Below are 16,232 nucleotides of genomic sequence, written 5' to 3'. Positions count from 1 at the left end.
GGATAAGATGAAGCTTAATGCTTGGTTAGCCACCCATTATGATGAGACTGGGGTAGCTAAATGGCTATCTTTTACCCTCGAGTGTTTTGCTGGAGCGACTCTTTTTGCGTTAATGGTACTCACTTGTGCTGATGTGATTGGGCGTTATTTTTTTAATAACTCTATCAATGGCGCGACCGAATTAACTGAGCTTGCCATTGCGATAATGATTTTTGCCGAAATGCCTGTCATTACCTTAAAAGGAGGACATGTGGTGGTGGATATCTTGGACCGTGTGCTAGGAAATAAGCTAATTAAAGCCTTTACATTGGTGTCTTATCTTCTGATTTCGTTTGCATTTTATGCGCTTGCTGAACGTATGTTAGTACAAGCTGGAAGAGCACTTCGTCGCGAGGAAGTGACTGAATATCTTGCTCTCCCAGTGGGTCATATTATCGAATACATTGCCACTATGAGCTATTTAACGGCGGCCGTATTGGTTCTATTTGGCATTCGCCGTCTTTTTATTACTTCTCAACCAATTTCAAAATAAGGAGCCAGTTATGAGTGCGGCATTAATGGGCTTTGCCATTTTATTGGTGTTTATCTTGGTAATGCGTATTCCTATTGCTTTTGCGATGGGGTTGGTCGGCTTTTTTGGCTTCGCTTTTTTACAGGGGCTAGGTTTTGATAATTTATTGAGTTTTCGTTGGACAAGTGTGCTATCTCTGGCTTCTAACCGAGTCATAGATACAGTCCAAGATTACAGCTTATCTGTGATTCCCCTTTTTATTTTAATGGGAAATTTTGTGACTAAGTCGGGTTTGTCATTAGATTTATATCAAGCCTCAAATGCATTTTTAGGGCACAAAAAAGGTGGTCTTTCTATGGCGACAGTCGTCGCTTGTGGTGGTTTCTCTGCCATATGTGGCTCGAGTTTAGCGACATCCGCAACGATGGCAAAAGTTGCTATGCCACCTATGCGAAAGTACGCTTATGCGGACTCTTTGGCGACTGCATCTATTGCTGCCGGTTCAACTTTGGGAATATTAATTCCTCCAAGTGTGATTTTGGTGGTGTATGGCTTATTAACTGAAACCAGTATTCGAGAATTATTTGCAGCAGGATTTATTCCTGGGTTACTGGGTATTGGTTTATACCTTTTAGCTGTTAGGTATACAGTATGGCGTAACCCAGATGCAGGTCCTCAAGGGGAGCGTTTACCTTGGCCTCAAAGGCTTGCGACTTTAAAAGGCGTAGCTGGGGTATTAATGCTTTTTGTACTTGTTATGGGAGGAATATATTTAGGTATCTTCACACCCTCGGAAGCAGCCGGAATAGGTGCTGGCGGCGCATTTATAATTGCCTTGAGTCGTCGTAGTTTAAACCTTGGGGATTTGTTCTTATGCTTGAGCGATACTTTAAGAACATCGGCTATGCTATTTTCGGTTTTAATTGGTGCCTTGATCTTCTCTGATTTTATTAATAGAGCGGGTTTACCTGCTGACCTTTTAAGTTTTGTGAGTGGTTTAGACGCGTCACCTATGATGGTTATCGTGGCTATTTTAGCCATCTATATTGTGCTTGGAATGGTATTTGAGAGTTTGTCCATGCTGTTGCTGACAGTGCCTATATTCTATCCTCTAGTGCAAAGTATGGGTTTTGACTTAGTCTGGTTTGGTATTGTCGTTGTAGTGGTGACAGAAATAAGTCTAATTACGCCGCCAGTTGGGATGAATGTGTTTGTTTTAAGTGCAGTACTCAAAGGTGTTCCAACAGGCACAATCTTCCGTGGAATAACCCCTTTTTGGACCGTAGATATGATACGTCTTGCACTGATTACTTTCTTTTCTAGTATATCTCTTTTTCTTCCTTCTCTTTTATATCGCTAATCTTGCTAAAGAGAATACTTCTTTTAAGTTAGTGGAGGCTGTCAGATATGAGGCCTCTAACCGCGAATAAAAGCCTAAGATTGAACTCACTTTTAATTGTCCATCTTATCAAAGTATAAGCCCAGATCAGGGCTTATACTTCAATCAACTTAAACCACCTCATAGCTGTTAATTAAGTTAGGCTTACCATGTTGTCCATGCTTAAACCTTTGTGCCATGGCGTGAGCAGTAAGAGGCTTATCATAATAAAAGCCTTGTCCCTGTGAGCAGTTCAGCTCTTCCAGTAGGCTTTCTTGGTCTGTATTTTCAATCCCTTCAGCAATGGTTGTCAGGTTAAAATGCTCAGCAACAGCTAAGACTGACGCAATGATGGCACTATCGTCACTATCATTAGGAAGGTCTTTAACGAACGCTCTATCAATTTTAAGCTTATCCAGAGGGAAGCGCTTTAAGTAAGACAGGCTTGAGAAACCAGTGCCAAAGTCATCAAGTGCAATCTTAATACCTAACTGACGTAGTTGAGATAGAGTGCCTATTACTTGTTCTGGATCTTGAACCAATATGCTTTCAGTGATTTCTAGGGTTAAGCAGTGACTAGGGAGTTTGCTTTGTTTTAGTGCCTTAATCACGGTAGCAACTAACTTATCATTGAACTGTCTAGCGGATAGGTTAATGGCCATATCGATAGGGCGTTTATACTCCTCACTCCATCTAGCGGCTTGTTTACAAGCTTCAAATAGTACCCATTCGCCTATCTCATTGATCATGCCAGTTTCTTCCGCCAATGGGATAAAATCGATAGGAGATACAAAACCCTTAGTTGGGTGGTGCCAACGTATTAGAGCTTCACAACCTATGACCTGTTTATTATTTAAATCGACCTGTGGTTGGTAATAAATTTCAAATTGCTTTTTCTTCAAAGCACGGCGTAAATCGTTTTCTAATGACAATCTTTTCAGCGCGTCTCTATTTAGATTTGTAGTAAAAAATTGCACATTATTACGACCTTGCTCTTTTGCTCGATAGAGAGCTGCATCGGCGTTTTTCAGTAAAATATTGGTACGGTTACCGTCTTTAGGATAAAGCGTCGCGCCGATACTCGGGGTGACAATAAGAGAACGGCCAAGCACATCCATTGGCTTTTCGATACTTAGCATCAAGTCTTTGCAGAAATTTCTAACCGCTTGCTCAGAGGAAATATCCTGTAAAACAATGACAAACTCATCACCACCAAGTCGACTGACTATAGTGTTTTCATCCTTATGCTCAAGCAATCTTTCTGCGATGATTCTGAGTACTTTATCTCCTGCACTATGTCCAAGACTGTCATTGATAAACTTAAAGTAATCGAGGTCTAAAAAGAGTAGAGCAAACTTATTAATAGGTTCAGTTGGCTTTCTTTGTTTATCAACATCAATAATGTGATCAATTTGTTCTTTGAAAAAACGTCTATTTGGTAGGTCTGTTAAAGAGTCATAGTCCGCAAGATGCTGAAGGGTATTCTCTGCCTGCTTTCGCTTGCTGATATCAACTATGCTGCCAATATAGTTAATTGTTTTTCCTGATTGGTCTTTATAAACATTGATAGATAACCATTCTGGAAAAAGGTGGCCTTTCTTATGTTGATTGATTACTTCTCCCTGCCACAGACCTTTCGTTGTGATTGAATGCCACATATCACTGTAAATCTCTGGGTCTGTGAGTCCTGAAGCAAACGTGTTCGGTGTTAGCCCTATGATCTCTTCTTTTTCATAGCCAGTTATGCGGCAAAAAGAAGAGTTGCAGGTAATGATTTGATTAAACTCATTTGTAATCATTATGCCTTCAGAGGTGCTATCAAACACCCTAGCAGCAAGTTCTAACTCCGACTTGTTTTTTAATAATAACTCATGCTGTTTTTGGCTATGATTATGATAGTTTACGAAAGCGTTCCTCAGCCATAAGGCCACCCCTAAAGCGATTACGAGGGAGAGACTGGTAAGCAGTGAAAACTCAAATAAGAGGGTCTGCATGCTTTTTTGTTGGCTTGTCTTGAGCATATCTAATTGGGATTCAGCAGCGAATAAAATGTTCTTATTGTTATAGCCGCCTACTATTGTCCAGCCCCAATGATTGATTGTGCTAGTGAAAGAGAAAGTATTGTTTCCCTTGGTGATATTTAAATCATTATTAGCAAAATTGGTTTCTAATCTATTTTCTATTTGAGTGATGAAACGTTTTGCTGAACTTGCTTCTTGTAATTTTTCTGCGAACTCTTCCGACAAGCCTTGAGCTTGGTAAATAAACTTGCCTTCATTGTCGAAAATAATAAAAAAACTGTTTTTTTGTATTTCTAATGAGGATAACTGATTGATCGCTTTTTGCTGGAAGTCAGTTTCCACTTGTTGCATATAATCGCCTGTGCCTATCACCCAATTATAAGGTTCAAATTGACGCATAAAGCTGATTTTATCTTGCATTTCTTCTTTGCTGTTTGGCGCATACCAGCGGTATTGATAGTAACCTTGTTTATTCTCGTTTTGAGTCGCCTTAATAATATTACGTATGTGGATGACCCCTTTATCATCAACTTGACTATAAAGGGACTTACCTTCTAGAGAGGGAAAAGTTGGAAGTAAAACAGAGGTACCATCCATTTCATCAATAAATAGATAGCCTCTACCAGAAAAAAAGCGTATCTCTCGCAAGGCTTCTTTAATCGCTAGTTTAATCTCTTTATCTGCTAATAAGGGTTGTAAATTATGGTGGAGGGAGCGTGCAATTGCATGGGCCTTATCAACTTGAAGTTTTGATTCTGCCTTAAGATAGGGTATTGTCTGTAAACTAAAGTTGTTTAAATTTTCAACAATTTTTAAACCATCGGAATTTATTTTTTGCTCTTGTTGGGTGATGAGTTGACCAACTAATTTTGTTCTCTGCTCTTCGCTAATATTACCTTCTCTAATAATGAGATAACCCATAATGCAAGACATGGTACTGATAACGACAAACAGTACGGCAAATGTTTGCTTTAAAGGAATTTGAGAAGGGGGAAGTAGCGTCATTCTTCACTCGTAGAAAACTAATCAATGGTTTAAGTTGGGCGCTGATTCGGTTTGATACTCGATAATTTAGTTAGATTAATCGACCTTATTAGCTGATGGATTTTAGAGCAGGTATAACTCTACCTTATCTTCGTGATGAGTTGTTTGCATTTAATCGCTTTGTTGATTTAAATCATAAAGCCAATAATAAGAATAAAATTATAACGATTGTCTGGCTTATCCCTTGCTTATTTGAAACTAATTTAAGGTGTAATCCAGAACTGCTTCGGAGACGTTGTCATGTTAAATATGGACTTTCTAAAAGAAGTTCTTATCGATAGTAAGAATCTTGATTGGCAAGCAAGTCCAATGGCTGGTGTTTGGCGTAAGCCGTTAGCACGAGAAGAGGCTGAAAGAGGTCATGCAACAAGTATTGTGAAGTATGAAGCGGGTTCTTTTTTCCGGTCCCACCCCCACCCAGGAGGAGAAGAGATCTTTGTGATTAGAGGTACCTTCTCCGATGAATCTGGCGATTATCATGCTGGATCTTATTTTCGAAACCCTCCTGGTACATCCCACGCGCCACATAGCGAAAGTGGCTGCGAGCTTTTTGTTAAATTACACCAATTTGATGTGAATGATAGAGAGCAGGTATTTATTGATACCAATGCATTTCTACAAAGCGAGATAAATTTTCATCTTTTACACGTACATGAAAAAGAAAGTGTTTACTGGATTAAATTAACGCAAACGTCTGATTTATCTCGTTTATATGAAAAAACGGAAGGAAATAAATCGATCGAAATTCTTATGTTAAAAGGTAAACTAAGCTATCAGCATAATATGCTAAACGAAGAGTCTTGGTTTAGGTGTCATGACTTTAAAGCTGACCTTTTGAATATAGAAGCCAGCGCTATTCTTTTATGTAAAATAGGTCATTTTTAATATTTGGTAATAATAATTATAAATATTATTACCAAATCTTCTAAAAAACGAGAGATGAATACGACTTAGGCTTCCTGACTCGTATCGATTCCCAAATTGAATTTATTATATAAACTCTCAAGTTTGTTCGCTTGAACTAATTCAGCTCTCTGTTTGAGCAATTCAATCGCTACTTCAGCAGTACAAAGGCCAGTACTTTTCTGGTTGCGTCTCAGCTGATAACTTGAGGGATAATCAATGTTTAAAGGGTAGTGAGCTAATGAATGTAAATAAGGGCTACGGTTATACATCTTTCTTGCTTCTTGCCAGGTTCCATCAAGAATAATAAAAGTATTAAATTCAACTAAAGCATTAGAGTTTTTTATTACAGGAGCCTGTTTATGTGTTTCTGGATATATAAGTAATGCTTTAGTGGTATCTAATTTGCTGGTTAAGCGACTATCTGGTTCTGTACGTGACCATTCAATCACATCACATTGATTACTAAGCGCTTGCTTAACAAGTGGCCCAGTAGCTGATTTTTTGTTTAACTCACGAGAGTGGGTAAGAAGGATAAAGTACATGGATAAAAAATAAAGCTAGTTTAGATATTGGATTAGTTATGATAACAGTTTAATGGCTCTATGAGTCTCATTTTTTGTTATCGCAATGCTTAGCCAAGAATAAAAATGAATGCTTCATGATGTGAGAGCAGAAAACCAAAAAAAACATTTCTTTAAATTTGAATCAAGCTCAATACTTAATCATTATGACATTTTAGTTAATTATTAAAGATTAAATTTATTTATTTAACCTATTACTTATTAAGATAATGCTAAGTCACTAAAACATATCAGGTTTAATAATGATAAAAAGAATGCTTTTTTATTAAATGGTTATTAGTAAAGATAAATATTACTAATACTATCTTGAACTTATTTAAAATTTCCTGGTTTCGTTTCATAAAGTTACATTTCAATTAATATATTTTACATAATTTAACTAAGTTTATTTTTTGCGCCTTCCTATTTTTTTTTTATCGTCATATTATCGATATAGTTAAGTATTTTGATTTGGACCACCTTCTGATAAATAACTTGACCATTATGGATAATGTTGAAAGGTCTAATGCTTTCAATGCTAAAACTAAACTGTATATATGCAGTAGATAGAAAAGATGAGGTTTGTATGTCAGGTCAATTAGTTTCCGGTATCGTTAAATGGTTTAACGACGAAAAAGGATTTGGTTTCATCGAGCGCGAAGGCGGTCCAGATGTTTTTGTTCACTTCCGTGCTATTAATGGTACTGGTCGTCGTACACTACAAGAAGGCCAAAAAGTAACTTTTGAAGTTACTCAAGGTCAAAAAGGTCCTCAAGCAGAAAACGTATCAGTTGTTTAATCTGTAAGACCTTTTAAAAAACCGCTCTTCTTTTAAGGGCGGTTTTTTTATGTCTGCTTTTTTGTTTTAATCAGGTTTAGATAAACTGTTTTTTGATTTAGAGATATTCTGTGTTTCCTATTTTATATTCTTTTAGACGTTGCCCTTATGCGATTAGAGCTCGCTACGCCCTGTCTCTCCTAAATATTAAAGTTGAAATTAGAGAAGTGGTGCTAAGAAATAAGCCTGAAGCTTTATTAAGATTAGGTGGACGCTCTAGTGTTCCACAAATGATTTGTGAACAAGGGGTCCGTTATCCAGAGAGTATGGATATTATTCGCTGGGCAATGGCCAGAAAGCAGAATGCGAACATCTACTCTAAGCCACAAGAAAGAGAGATTGCCGCTTGGCTTTTTCAGACTGATCACAGGTTTAAGTTTTGGTTAGATAAATATAAATATGCAGATCGCCATCCTGATTTCTCGCAAGAATATTATCGCTCCCAAGGTGAAAGGTTTTTACGCAGGCTAGAGAGCAAGTTAAGTAAACAGGCTTTTTTGTTGGGTGATGAAATGAGTATGGCTGATGTGCTTGTGTTTCCGTTTATACGTCAGTTCCGTGGTGTTGATAATACTTGGTTCGATCAATCTCAATATACGAGTGTGAAGTTATGGCTGAATCAGATCATTGAAGATAAGACTTTTGAAAAAGTAATGATCAAATTGCCACCTTGGCAAGAAGTTGATGAACCTAGGTATTTCCCTTAACAACAAAAAAGCCGACATAAAGTCGGCTTTTTAATGTAGCGAATGTTAGTCCATCCAGCCTAATGTCACCCAATACCAAAAATCAGGATCGGCATCTTTTGGTCTTGCTGGAATGATAAGTTGTCCATTTTCATCAAGATGCGTTGAGTCCGGATAGTTTTCTACTAAGATGGCTAGGCTTCTGCCTGCCAGCTCTTCTTGCTCTAATTCAATATAAGCTTGAACGCTAACGGCTAATGCTTCTTCTATAGAGTCTGAGCTAGGGTATTGGTTTAACACTGTTTGACTTCTATGTAGTGCTGCAAGTGGTGCGTCACGTTTGAAGTAATACTTGGCAACCTGTAGCTCGTGTTTCGCAATGGTATTACGTAAATAAATCATACGAGATTTAGCATCATTCGCATATGAGCTTTCAGGGAAGCGTTTGAGCAGGTCAGCAAATTCACGAAATGCTTTAACAAACTCACTGGTATCTCTTTGGCTTGGGTCTTGATTCAAAAAGCGAGCGCTGAGTGTTTGGTCACCTTTAAATGTTGAAAGGGCGCGATAATAAAAAACATAATCTATGGTTTCAAAGTCTGGGTACTTCTTAATAAAGCGTTCAGCATTTGCATGTGCAGAAATATAGTCACTTGCTAAGAAATAAGCATAAATCAATTCAAGCTCTGCTCTCTGGCTGAACTCACCAAATGGATAGCGACTATCAAGGTCTTTTAAGTTTTTAACTGCGACAAGTGGGCGACCTTGATCAAATGCTTCTTGGGCATTTTGATAATATTCTCTTTCAGGTAGGTCTGGTTCTTGAACCGGAGTGTTGGAGCAAGCCCCTAGTAATAAAGAAATTCCTACGAAACCAGATAATTGCAGCAAAGACTTGCGTAATCCCATGTATAATCAAACCTTGAATAGTTAAATGTAGTGCTGCCTTGATTGACTCTAAAATAGTCATAAAGTTTCCAATGGCAGCTAGATACACCTTTTTTCTTTGTAACTTGATCGATAATACGTAAAATTTACGCAAATTAAGATCAACTCGAATTTAAGTACATTGTATGGCAGAGCGCATAGTAAAAGAAGCCCAAGTTCCATTTGAATTGAATGGGCAAAGGTTTGATTTAGTCGCAACAGAACTCTTTAGTGATTATTCAAGGTCACGTATCCAAACATGGATCAAAGAAGGGGTTCTATTGGTTGATGGCAAAAAGTCAAAGGCAAAAGAGAAGTTGTTTGTAGGTGAAGTTATTAGCCTAGAGACCGTGGTTGAAGATATTGATGACCATCAGCCGGAAGACATCCCTCTAGATATAGTCTTTGAAGACGAAGATATTATCGTGGTGAATAAACCATCTGGTTTAGTTGTTCACCCTGCAGTAGGTCATCGTACAGGGACTTTGATGAATGCTATTCTATTTCATTGTCCTGAATCTGCTCATGTTCCTAGAGCGGGTATTGTTCACCGTCTTGATAAAGAAACCACTGGTTTGATGGTTGTTGCTAAAACATTGGCAGCACAAACTGAATTGGTTTCTCAGTTACAAGATAGAAGCATGGGACGTGAATATGAAGCGGTGACGATAGGGATAATGACTGGCGGTGGTACTGTAAATGAACCAATCGGTCGTCATCCTCAGAACCGTCAAAAAATGGCAGTGGAGCCTTTAAATGGTAAAGATGCGGTAACGCATTATCGTTTATTACAGCGTTTTAAAAACCATACTCATATTCGATTAAAGCTTGAAACAGGACGTACTCACCAAATTCGTGTGCATATGTCCCATATTCAATTTCCTTTATTAGGTGACCCTCAATATGCGGGACGCATGAAAATGCCTAAAGCCTGTATTCCTGAGTTGAGAGATGAACTGCAAAACTTTAGACGCCAAGCGTTACATGCAAAAAGGTTAGAGCTCTCACACCCTATTACGGGCGAGTTTATGGAATGGGAAGTCGACTTGCCTGATGATATGAAGCAATTAATTGAGTTACTTAACCAAGATTTGGTGGAAACGGACAGCGTAGAAGGCGACTTCTAGGCCCTGTTTTCCTTTAATTTATTTGGAGATAAAGTGACCTCAACTTACTCAAATGTGTCGTATATCTGCCCGCAATGGCCTGCACCGAAACAGATCAAGGCTTTCTCATCGACTCGCCAAGGTGGTGTAAGTGAAATGCCTTATGGCTCGTTAAATTTAGGTGCTCATGTAGGTGATCAGATGGAAGCTGTTACTGAGAACCGACAGCGCTTTGCTCGCCACATAGATATGCCCTCAAGCTTGCGTTGGCTTAACCAAGTTCATGGTACTAAAACGGTCACCTTGCCTTCAAAAGCCTTGGGTGATTTAGAAGCCGATGCCTCTTTTTCACAAACAAAGGGGCAAGTGTGTGCTGTAATGACAGCTGATTGCCTGCCCTTGTTGATTTGTAATAATAAGGGAACACAAGTTGCTGCGTGTCATGCTGGCTGGCGAGGGCTATGTGACGGCGTCATTGAGTCCAGTATTGCAGAATTTGATGATGCGAGCGATGTGATGGTTTGGCTTGGTCCCGCCATAGGTGCGAATGCTTTTGAAGTTGGTGGTGAGGTTAAAGATGCGTTTTTGCTGCAAGATAAGCACGCAGAAAGTGCTTTTAAGGCATCTAAAAATGAAGGTAAATGGCTGGCTGATATTTATTTATTAGCCCAGTTGAGGCTAAAAGCCTTAGGCGTAAATAAAATTTACGGAGGTAATTATTGCACTCATGAGGATGAGGCGCAGTTTTTCTCCTATCGACGGGATAAACAAACAGGTCGATTAGCCAGCGTGATATGGATTGACGCAGATATTTGATAAAAGGAGCCGAGAGGCTCTTTTTTTATGAGTGTCAAAAAAATGACACTCAACAATTGAATTTTAAAAAGTGGGACCTATCTAGAAAGGTATCAAAGGTATTTTTCGGATAATTAGGACTTTAATATGAGAATCGACCGATTAACCAGTAAATTACAAATCGCACTTTCTGATGCTCAGTCTGTTGCTTTGGGCAGAGACCACGCCTACATAGATGCCGTCCATTTATTAGTTGCTTTATTTGATCAACAAGGCAGCGGTATTCGTCCTATTTTACAACAGGCAGGTATTCAGGTAGCGAAATTTCGTGAAACCTTAAACCTTATTCTTGATAACTTGCCTGAGATGCAAGATCACGATGGCAATATTCAAATGTCGCCAGAGTTAGGTCGCTTATTGAACCTAGCGGATAAAGAAGCACAGAAGCGAAAAGATCAATATATTTCCTCAGAATTAATTTTGCTAGCCATGTTTGATGGTAAAGACGAACTAGCCAAAGCCCTTAAAAAAACGGGTGTCAGTAAAGCTGATATTGTTGCTGTTATCGATCAAGTACGAGGTGGCGAAGGGGTTAATGATCCGAATGCAGAAGAAAGCCGCCAAGCGTTAGACAAATTTACTGTGGATTTAACCGCACGTGCCGCTGAAGGTCAGTTAGATCCAGTGATAGGTCGAGATGATGAGATACGCCGCACGATTCAAGTACTACAGCGCCGTCGTAAAAATAACCCTGTTTTGATTGGTGAACCTGGGGTGGGTAAAACCGCCATTGCTGAGGGGTTAGCCCAACGCATAGTCAATGGCGAAGTGCCTGAAGGGTTAAAGAATAAGCGTGTTTTATCATTAGATATGGCGGCTTTGATTGCGGGTGCAAAATACCGTGGAGAATTTGAAGAAAGGCTGAAATCCTTATTAACAGAGCTTTCCAAGCAGGAAGGTCAGGTTATCCTGTTTATTGATGAAATACATACCATGGTCGGTGCGGGTAAGTCTGAAGGCTCTATGGATGCGGGCAATATGCTTAAACCTGCGCTTTCTCGTGGTGAGCTGCATTGTGTGGGCGCAACAACGCTAGATGAGTATCGTCAATTTATTGAAAAAGATGCAGCCTTAGAGCGACGCTTCCAAAAGGTGTTGGTAGAAGAGCCTAGTGTGTCGGATACCATCGCCATTTTGCGTGGTTTAAAAGAACGTTATGAAATTCACCATGGGGTGGATATTACAGATTCGGCAATTATTGCAGCCGCTAAACTATCGCAACGTTATATTACCGACAGGCAACTACCTGATAAGGCGATTGATTTAATTGATGAGGCAGGCAGTCGTATCCGTATGGAAATGGATTCTAAACCTGAAGATATGGACAGGCTTGAACGTCGTCTGATTCAGTTAAAAATTGAAAAGGAAGCCCTGAAGAAAGAGAAGGATAGGGCCTCTAAACAACGACTTTCAAAACTAGAGTCTGATATAGCTATTGCTGAAAAACAGTTTAGTGATCTAGAGGAAATCTGGAATGCTGAGAAAGCCCAATTACAAGGGGCGCAAAAGCTAAAAGAGGAATTAGAGTCAGTACGTCAAGAGATGGAAGAGGCCAGACGTGATGGTAATCTTGCTAAGATGTCTGAGCTGCAGTATGGAGTGATTCCCATGCTAGAGACGGAAATAGAAAAAGCCAGTATGGCAGAAGAACTAGATCAAGCTCAGTTACTTAAAAATCGCGTCTCCGAAGAAGAAGTGGCGACGGTTGTGTCTCGCTGGACAGGGATTCCTGTAGATAAAATGCTGCAAGGTGAGCGTGAGAAGTTATTGACCATGGAGACAGATCTGCATAACTCTGTTATTGGACAAGAAGAGGCGGTAACGGCAGTGGCTAATGCCGTAAGACGCTCCCGTTCTGGCTTAGCTGATCCGAACCGTCCTAATGGTTCTTTCTTATTCTTAGGGCCAACAGGGGTGGGTAAAACCGAACTCTGTAAATCTTTAGCGACTTTTTTGTTTGATACAGAAGCATCTATGGTCAGAGTGGATATGTCTGAGTTTATGGAGAAACATTCTGTTGCTCGTTTGATTGGTTCCCCACCTGGTTATGTGGGTTATGAGGAAGGCGGCTATCTAACGGAAGCCGTAAGGCGTCGACCTTATTCTGTACTCTTACTCGATGAAATTGAAAAAGCACACCCGGATGTTTTTAATATTTTATTGCAGGTGTTAGATGATGGTCGCTTGACTGATGGGCAAGGTCGTACGGTTGATTTTAGAAACACTGTGATAGTGATGACATCTAATCTAGGTTCAGATTTGATTCAAAACTATCGTACTAATGAGCAATATGAAGAAATTAAACAAGAAGTGCTTGGCGTCGTAGGCAATCACTTTAGACCAGAGTTTATTAACCGAATAGATGAAACAGTGGTGTTTCATCCGCTTATGCAGAGCCAGATCCATGGTATTGCACGTATTCAGATGACACACTTAAATGCCAGGTTACAAGAAATGGGAATGACATTAACCTTGTCTGAACCTGCGTTGGACCACCTTGCCGAAGTAGGCTATGACCCTGTTTATGGTGCAAGGCCACTTAAAAGAGCAATACAACATTGGCTTGAAAATCCATTGGCCAATGAACTTCTGGCAGGCAACTTCGTATCGGGAGATGCCATAGTGGCAGATTTAGAAGCGGGAAGTATTGTTTTTAAAAAGCAGTAGTGTTCTTTCTGAATCATACTAAGCCGCCAAGATAATAAGCTTATCTTGGCGGCTTTTTTTATTGTTTTAAAGTGCAGTTAAATTTCAATCAAACTTGCGGCACTGATTTTTTGCTGCTTCATGTATTCCTTAAAACGTATGGTATAACCACAGCTTAAGCTTTGTTCGACTTGATTCATTAAGGTGTGTTCAGTATGAATTTCAGCTTCATCGTTAAAGCTAATAATGTCAAAACAACTAGGTTGAAGTAGATGAATTAATTGGTTAAAGATATTCACCCTGTGCTGTTTTATATCAAGGTTTGTTTCAAAGCTAACATAGGAGCTTTTTTCCTGGGGCGTGATATGCATAGTGGCATATTTATCTCCAAGAATGGCATTCAGCGAATAGCCAAAGGGCTCAAATACATATTCATCAATTGTGAAACCTGGCAACAAGGTATCAAGGCTTAGCATGCTACGAATTGTGCTTGTGTCCTGACCTTCTTGTCGTAAGTAATTTGCCGCTTTGCCTTCGATGTGATACATCAATAGTTCAAAGGTTTTATCTGACTGATTCGGGGAATAAGGCTTATCAAGGTGATAAATATAATTGTGATGGCTATCAAGATTGCCAAGTTGAAACGCCACACCTTTAAGTCTTTTTTGTAACTTAGTAATGTCTTGTTCAAATGATGTTTTCTGCAGGTGTGACTGGTACTCATTTTTACGTTGGAAAATGATGGATTCAATTAACTCAAATTGACCTTCAAATTGGCTTTCAAGATGATCGAGAAATGCCTGTAGTGAATTGACTAGGGTCGTGGTGCCGCACGTAAGCATCAAGAAGTGATGGTCCCAGACAAACAAACTAGATTCAGATAAAAGGTAAGCATCACATTGGTCATTAGAAATGCTTGAAAGAATTTCAGCTTCACATTGAGCCACTATGCTGGACCAAAAGTCGACGCCAAGACTTCTTAATGAGACAGCATCATGTGACATGACAAGCTCAACTTTTTTCTCTGAACCTTCAAAGAACATAGGACAATCCTCTATATACTAGGGCGCCCTAAAATGTGGTTAAAGCAACTATTCGCTCAACACAATTCAGGGCGTTTTTACTTTTAATTTATGAGACCTCTTAGCAAGTTTTATGCTTGCTGAAATTTGAGTGCGGCTATTGTATCCATCTTTTTTAAAAGCGAAAGACAATTTTTACCCTAGCGTTAAAAAGTTAATAAAAAATTAAAGATGTCAGTTAAACAGGTATAAAAAAAGAGCCTTAAATGGCTCTTTAATTTGATGTTTTTTGTCGCTTACAGATACTTTTTAAGTACTTTGCTTAAGCACTAAAAGCGGCACCCTGAATTCCCATGAAAGGGACTTGAGTATGGGGTGTGATACGTTCATTGCGTGGCGGTATGCCAAAATATTCTCGATAGCACTTACTAAAATGGGGGGTGGAAACAAAACCACAGGCGATACCTATGTCGGTAATAGACATGTTTGTCTGTGTCAGGAGTTTTCTAGCCCTAACTAAACGCAGTTTTAGGTAATAACGTGATGGTGTGCAATTTAAATGTTTTTGGAATTGTCGTTCAAGCTGGCGCCTAGACATGCTGACAAAACTGGCAAGCTCATCTAATGAAATAGGTTCTTCTAGATTTGCTTCCATTAATGAAACCACTTCCATTAACTTAGAATGGCTTGGGCCTAAGTAAGTTCTCAGTGGGATACGCTGTAAGTCGCTTTCTGTACGAATTCGCTCAGACATAAACTCTTCACCAATCGCTGCACTGAGTTCATGACTAAAGTGTTTACGTACTAGATTTAAAAACATGTCCAATGGTGCAGTACCGCCAGCACAAGTGAAGCGGTCACGATCAAATGAGAATAGTTTTAAGTCTGTGTAAGCATTAGGAAAACGTTCACAGAAGGTTGTCATGTATTCCCAGTGAACAGTACAGCGATAGCCATCCATTAAGCCTGCTGCAGCTAGAATAAAGGCGCCAGTACAAATGGCTCCCATAGCAGTGCCTTTTTTCTCTTGTTCTCTTAGCCAGTGCAAGAGCTGTGGGTCACAGTGTTTTTCAACATTGACACCAGAGCAAACAATAATGCCATCGAAATTAGAGAGATCCTGTCTAAAATCAAGATCTGCTGCGATCATGATATTGTCACTGGCTTTTGCTGGCTGTCCATCTTGAGTAATGGTAAACCACTCATAAACATCATGGCCCAACAAGTAATTTGCCATACGCATAACTTCGATTGCTGATGTCATAGGCAGCATGGAAAAGTCCTCTACCAGAACAAATCCATAGCGATACTTTTTGGTTGGTGCGGTTGTTGTCATTACGACTACCTCTGAATGTTGAGTGGGTGTTTATTTAAATCTTTTAATCAGAGGTAGAAGGTCAACTTAGTGATTAAGATTAATCTTTGTTGAAATTTCCTACTGTTTTACCGATTTCAGACTTAAATAACGGCCATATTTTTATTTTAGTACCCGATTCGTACTGTGCCATGTCGGTTAGGGGTAAGGGTGTTCTAATAGCGACAATATCTCATTTAAAAGCGTCATAACCTATGATTTTATTAAAATTTTATTGGCAGGTATGACGCAAAAAATATGACAAGGTCATGTTTAATTACTCAAAAGGCCTAATTTTTAATAAGTTAGGCTCAATTTTGACAAAAAATTGATGCTTTTAAGTGTCTAAGATCAATTGCTTTTCTATCTTTATTCTTT

The 16,232-nt window shown here is 39.2% G+C and carries 13 protein-coding genes; 8 read left to right on the top strand and 5 right to left on the bottom strand.

The window, feature by feature from the left end; genetic code table 11:
• Nucleotides 1-7: 7 nt before the first annotated feature.
• Together Q0A08_RS10780 and Q0A08_RS10775 are read left to right on the top strand one after the other, a co-directional pair.
• The gene (locus Q0A08_RS10780; protein WP_438467123.1) at nt 8-532 is read left to right on the top strand and encodes a TRAP transporter small permease; all 525 of its coding nucleotides are present in this window, start codon (nt 8-10) and stop codon (nt 530-532) included.
• 10 nt (nt 533-542) lie between these two features.
• Nucleotides 543-1,871 (top strand): TRAP transporter large permease, encoded by a 1,329-nt coding sequence (locus tag Q0A08_RS10775; protein WP_438467121.1) that lies wholly within the window; start codon nt 543-545, stop codon nt 1,869-1,871.
• 149 nt (nt 1,872-2,020) lie between these two features.
• On the opposite strand, the gene Q0A08_RS10770 is transcribed toward Q0A08_RS10775, so the two are convergent.
• A complete protein-coding gene (locus tag Q0A08_RS10770; protein ID WP_438467119.1) occupies nt 2,021-4,915 on the bottom strand; it encodes a bifunctional diguanylate cyclase/phosphodiesterase in 2,895 nt (964 codons plus the stop codon).
• A 279-nt stretch (nt 4,916-5,194) separates the two neighbouring features.
• On the opposite strand from Q0A08_RS10770, the gene Q0A08_RS10765 reads away from it, so the two are divergent.
• On the top strand, nt 5,195-5,839 hold the full coding sequence (locus Q0A08_RS10765; protein ID WP_438467117.1) for a cupin domain-containing protein: 645 nt from the start codon (nt 5,195-5,197) through the stop codon (nt 5,837-5,839).
• 65 nt (nt 5,840-5,904) lie between these two features.
• Here the strand turns inward: Q0A08_RS10765 and Q0A08_RS10760 are convergent, their stop codons facing one another.
• The gene (locus Q0A08_RS10760; RefSeq protein WP_438467115.1) at nt 5,905-6,402 is read right to left on the bottom strand and encodes a DTW domain-containing protein; all 498 of its coding nucleotides are present in this window, start codon (nt 6,400-6,402) and stop codon (nt 5,905-5,907) included.
• A 604-nt stretch (nt 6,403-7,006) separates the two neighbouring features.
• On the opposite strand from Q0A08_RS10760, the gene Q0A08_RS10755 reads away from it, so the two are divergent.
• Nucleotides 7,007-7,219: a cold-shock protein gene (locus tag Q0A08_RS10755; protein WP_046015243.1), complete on the top strand. Its 213-nt coding sequence runs from the start codon at nt 7,007-7,009 to the stop codon at nt 7,217-7,219.
• A gap of 110 nt (nt 7,220-7,329) precedes the next feature.
• Complete coding sequence (locus tag Q0A08_RS10750) at nt 7,330-7,965, top strand: glutathione S-transferase (RefSeq protein ID WP_438467113.1); 636 nt, start codon at nt 7,330-7,332, stop codon at nt 7,963-7,965.
• A gap of 45 nt (nt 7,966-8,010) precedes the next feature.
• Here Q0A08_RS10750 and Q0A08_RS10745 read toward each other — a convergent pair whose 3' ends face one another.
• Nucleotides 8,011-8,853: an outer membrane protein assembly factor BamD gene (locus tag Q0A08_RS10745; protein WP_438467111.1), complete on the bottom strand. Its 843-nt coding sequence runs from the start codon at nt 8,851-8,853 to the stop codon at nt 8,011-8,013.
• Between the two features lie 164 nt (nt 8,854-9,017).
• Here Q0A08_RS10745 and rluD point away from each other — a divergent pair, with 164 nt between their 5' ends.
• The 3 genes from rluD (at nt 9,018) to clpB (ending at nt 13,499) form a co-directional block, all read left to right on the top strand.
• Complete coding sequence (gene rluD, locus Q0A08_RS10740) at nt 9,018-9,998, top strand: 23S rRNA pseudouridine(1911/1915/1917) synthase RluD (protein WP_438467109.1); 981 nt, start codon at nt 9,018-9,020, stop codon at nt 9,996-9,998.
• A 33-nt stretch (nt 9,999-10,031) separates the two neighbouring features.
• The gene (pgeF, locus tag Q0A08_RS10735; protein WP_438467107.1) at nt 10,032-10,793 is read left to right on the top strand and encodes a peptidoglycan editing factor PgeF; all 762 of its coding nucleotides are present in this window, start codon (nt 10,032-10,034) and stop codon (nt 10,791-10,793) included.
• A 126-nt stretch (nt 10,794-10,919) separates the two neighbouring features.
• Nucleotides 10,920-13,499 (top strand): ATP-dependent chaperone ClpB, encoded by a 2,580-nt coding sequence (gene clpB, locus Q0A08_RS10730; RefSeq protein ID WP_438467105.1) that lies wholly within the window; start codon nt 10,920-10,922, stop codon nt 13,497-13,499.
• Between the two features lie 77 nt (nt 13,500-13,576).
• On the opposite strand, the gene Q0A08_RS10725 is transcribed toward clpB, so the two are convergent.
• Both Q0A08_RS10725 and Q0A08_RS10720 read right to left on the bottom strand, forming a co-directional pair.
• Entirely contained in the window at nt 13,577-14,521 is a 945-nt protein-coding gene (locus Q0A08_RS10725; RefSeq protein WP_438467103.1) for an adenosylmethionine decarboxylase, read from the bottom strand.
• A gap of 301 nt (nt 14,522-14,822) precedes the next feature.
• Nucleotides 14,823-15,836 carry a GlxA family transcriptional regulator gene (locus tag Q0A08_RS10720; protein WP_046019216.1) on the bottom strand — a complete coding sequence of 338 codons (1,014 nt, stop codon included), beginning with the start codon at nt 15,834-15,836 and terminating at the stop codon, nt 14,823-14,825.
• Between the last annotated feature and the right edge of the window lie 396 nt (nt 15,837-16,232).

Origin of the sequence: Marinomonas sp. PE14-40, from assembly GCF_051623805.1 — a bacterium.
Taxonomy (GTDB): Bacteria; Pseudomonadota; Gammaproteobacteria; order Pseudomonadales; family Marinomonadaceae; genus Marinomonas.
Note: the sequence above shows the minus strand (reverse complement) of the source record. Positions and strands in the feature narration are given on the sequence as shown.

Excerpts from the sequence above, each read along its gene's own strand:
- Q0A08_RS10780 (WP_438467123.1), top strand. The coding sequence starts at position 8 with ATGAAGCTTAATGCTTGGTTAGCCACCCATTATGATGAGACTGGGGTA.
- Q0A08_RS10775 (WP_438467121.1), top strand. The coding sequence starts at position 543 with ATGAGTGCGGCATTAATGGGCTTTGCCATTTTATTGGTGTTTATCTTG.
- Q0A08_RS10770 (WP_438467119.1), bottom strand. The coding sequence starts at position 4,915 with ATGACGCTACTTCCCCCTTCTCAAATTCCTTTAAAGCAAACATTTGCC.
- Q0A08_RS10765 (WP_438467117.1), top strand. The coding sequence starts at position 5,195 with ATGTTAAATATGGACTTTCTAAAAGAAGTTCTTATCGATAGTAAGAAT.
- Q0A08_RS10760 (WP_438467115.1), bottom strand. The coding sequence starts at position 6,402 with ATGTACTTTATCCTTCTTACCCACTCTCGTGAGTTAAACAAAAAATCA.
- Q0A08_RS10755 (WP_046015243.1), top strand. The coding sequence starts at position 7,007 with ATGTCAGGTCAATTAGTTTCCGGTATCGTTAAATGGTTTAACGACGAA.
- Q0A08_RS10745 (WP_438467111.1), bottom strand. The coding sequence starts at position 8,853 with ATGGGATTACGCAAGTCTTTGCTGCAATTATCTGGTTTCGTAGGAATT.
- rluD (WP_438467109.1), top strand. The coding sequence starts at position 9,018 with ATGGCAGAGCGCATAGTAAAAGAAGCCCAAGTTCCATTTGAATTGAAT.
- clpB (WP_438467105.1), top strand. The coding sequence starts at position 10,920 with ATGAGAATCGACCGATTAACCAGTAAATTACAAATCGCACTTTCTGAT.
- Q0A08_RS10725 (WP_438467103.1), bottom strand. The coding sequence starts at position 14,521 with ATGTTCTTTGAAGGTTCAGAGAAAAAAGTTGAGCTTGTCATGTCACAT.
- Q0A08_RS10720 (WP_046019216.1), bottom strand. The coding sequence starts at position 15,836 with ATGACAACAACCGCACCAACCAAAAAGTATCGCTATGGATTTGTTCTG.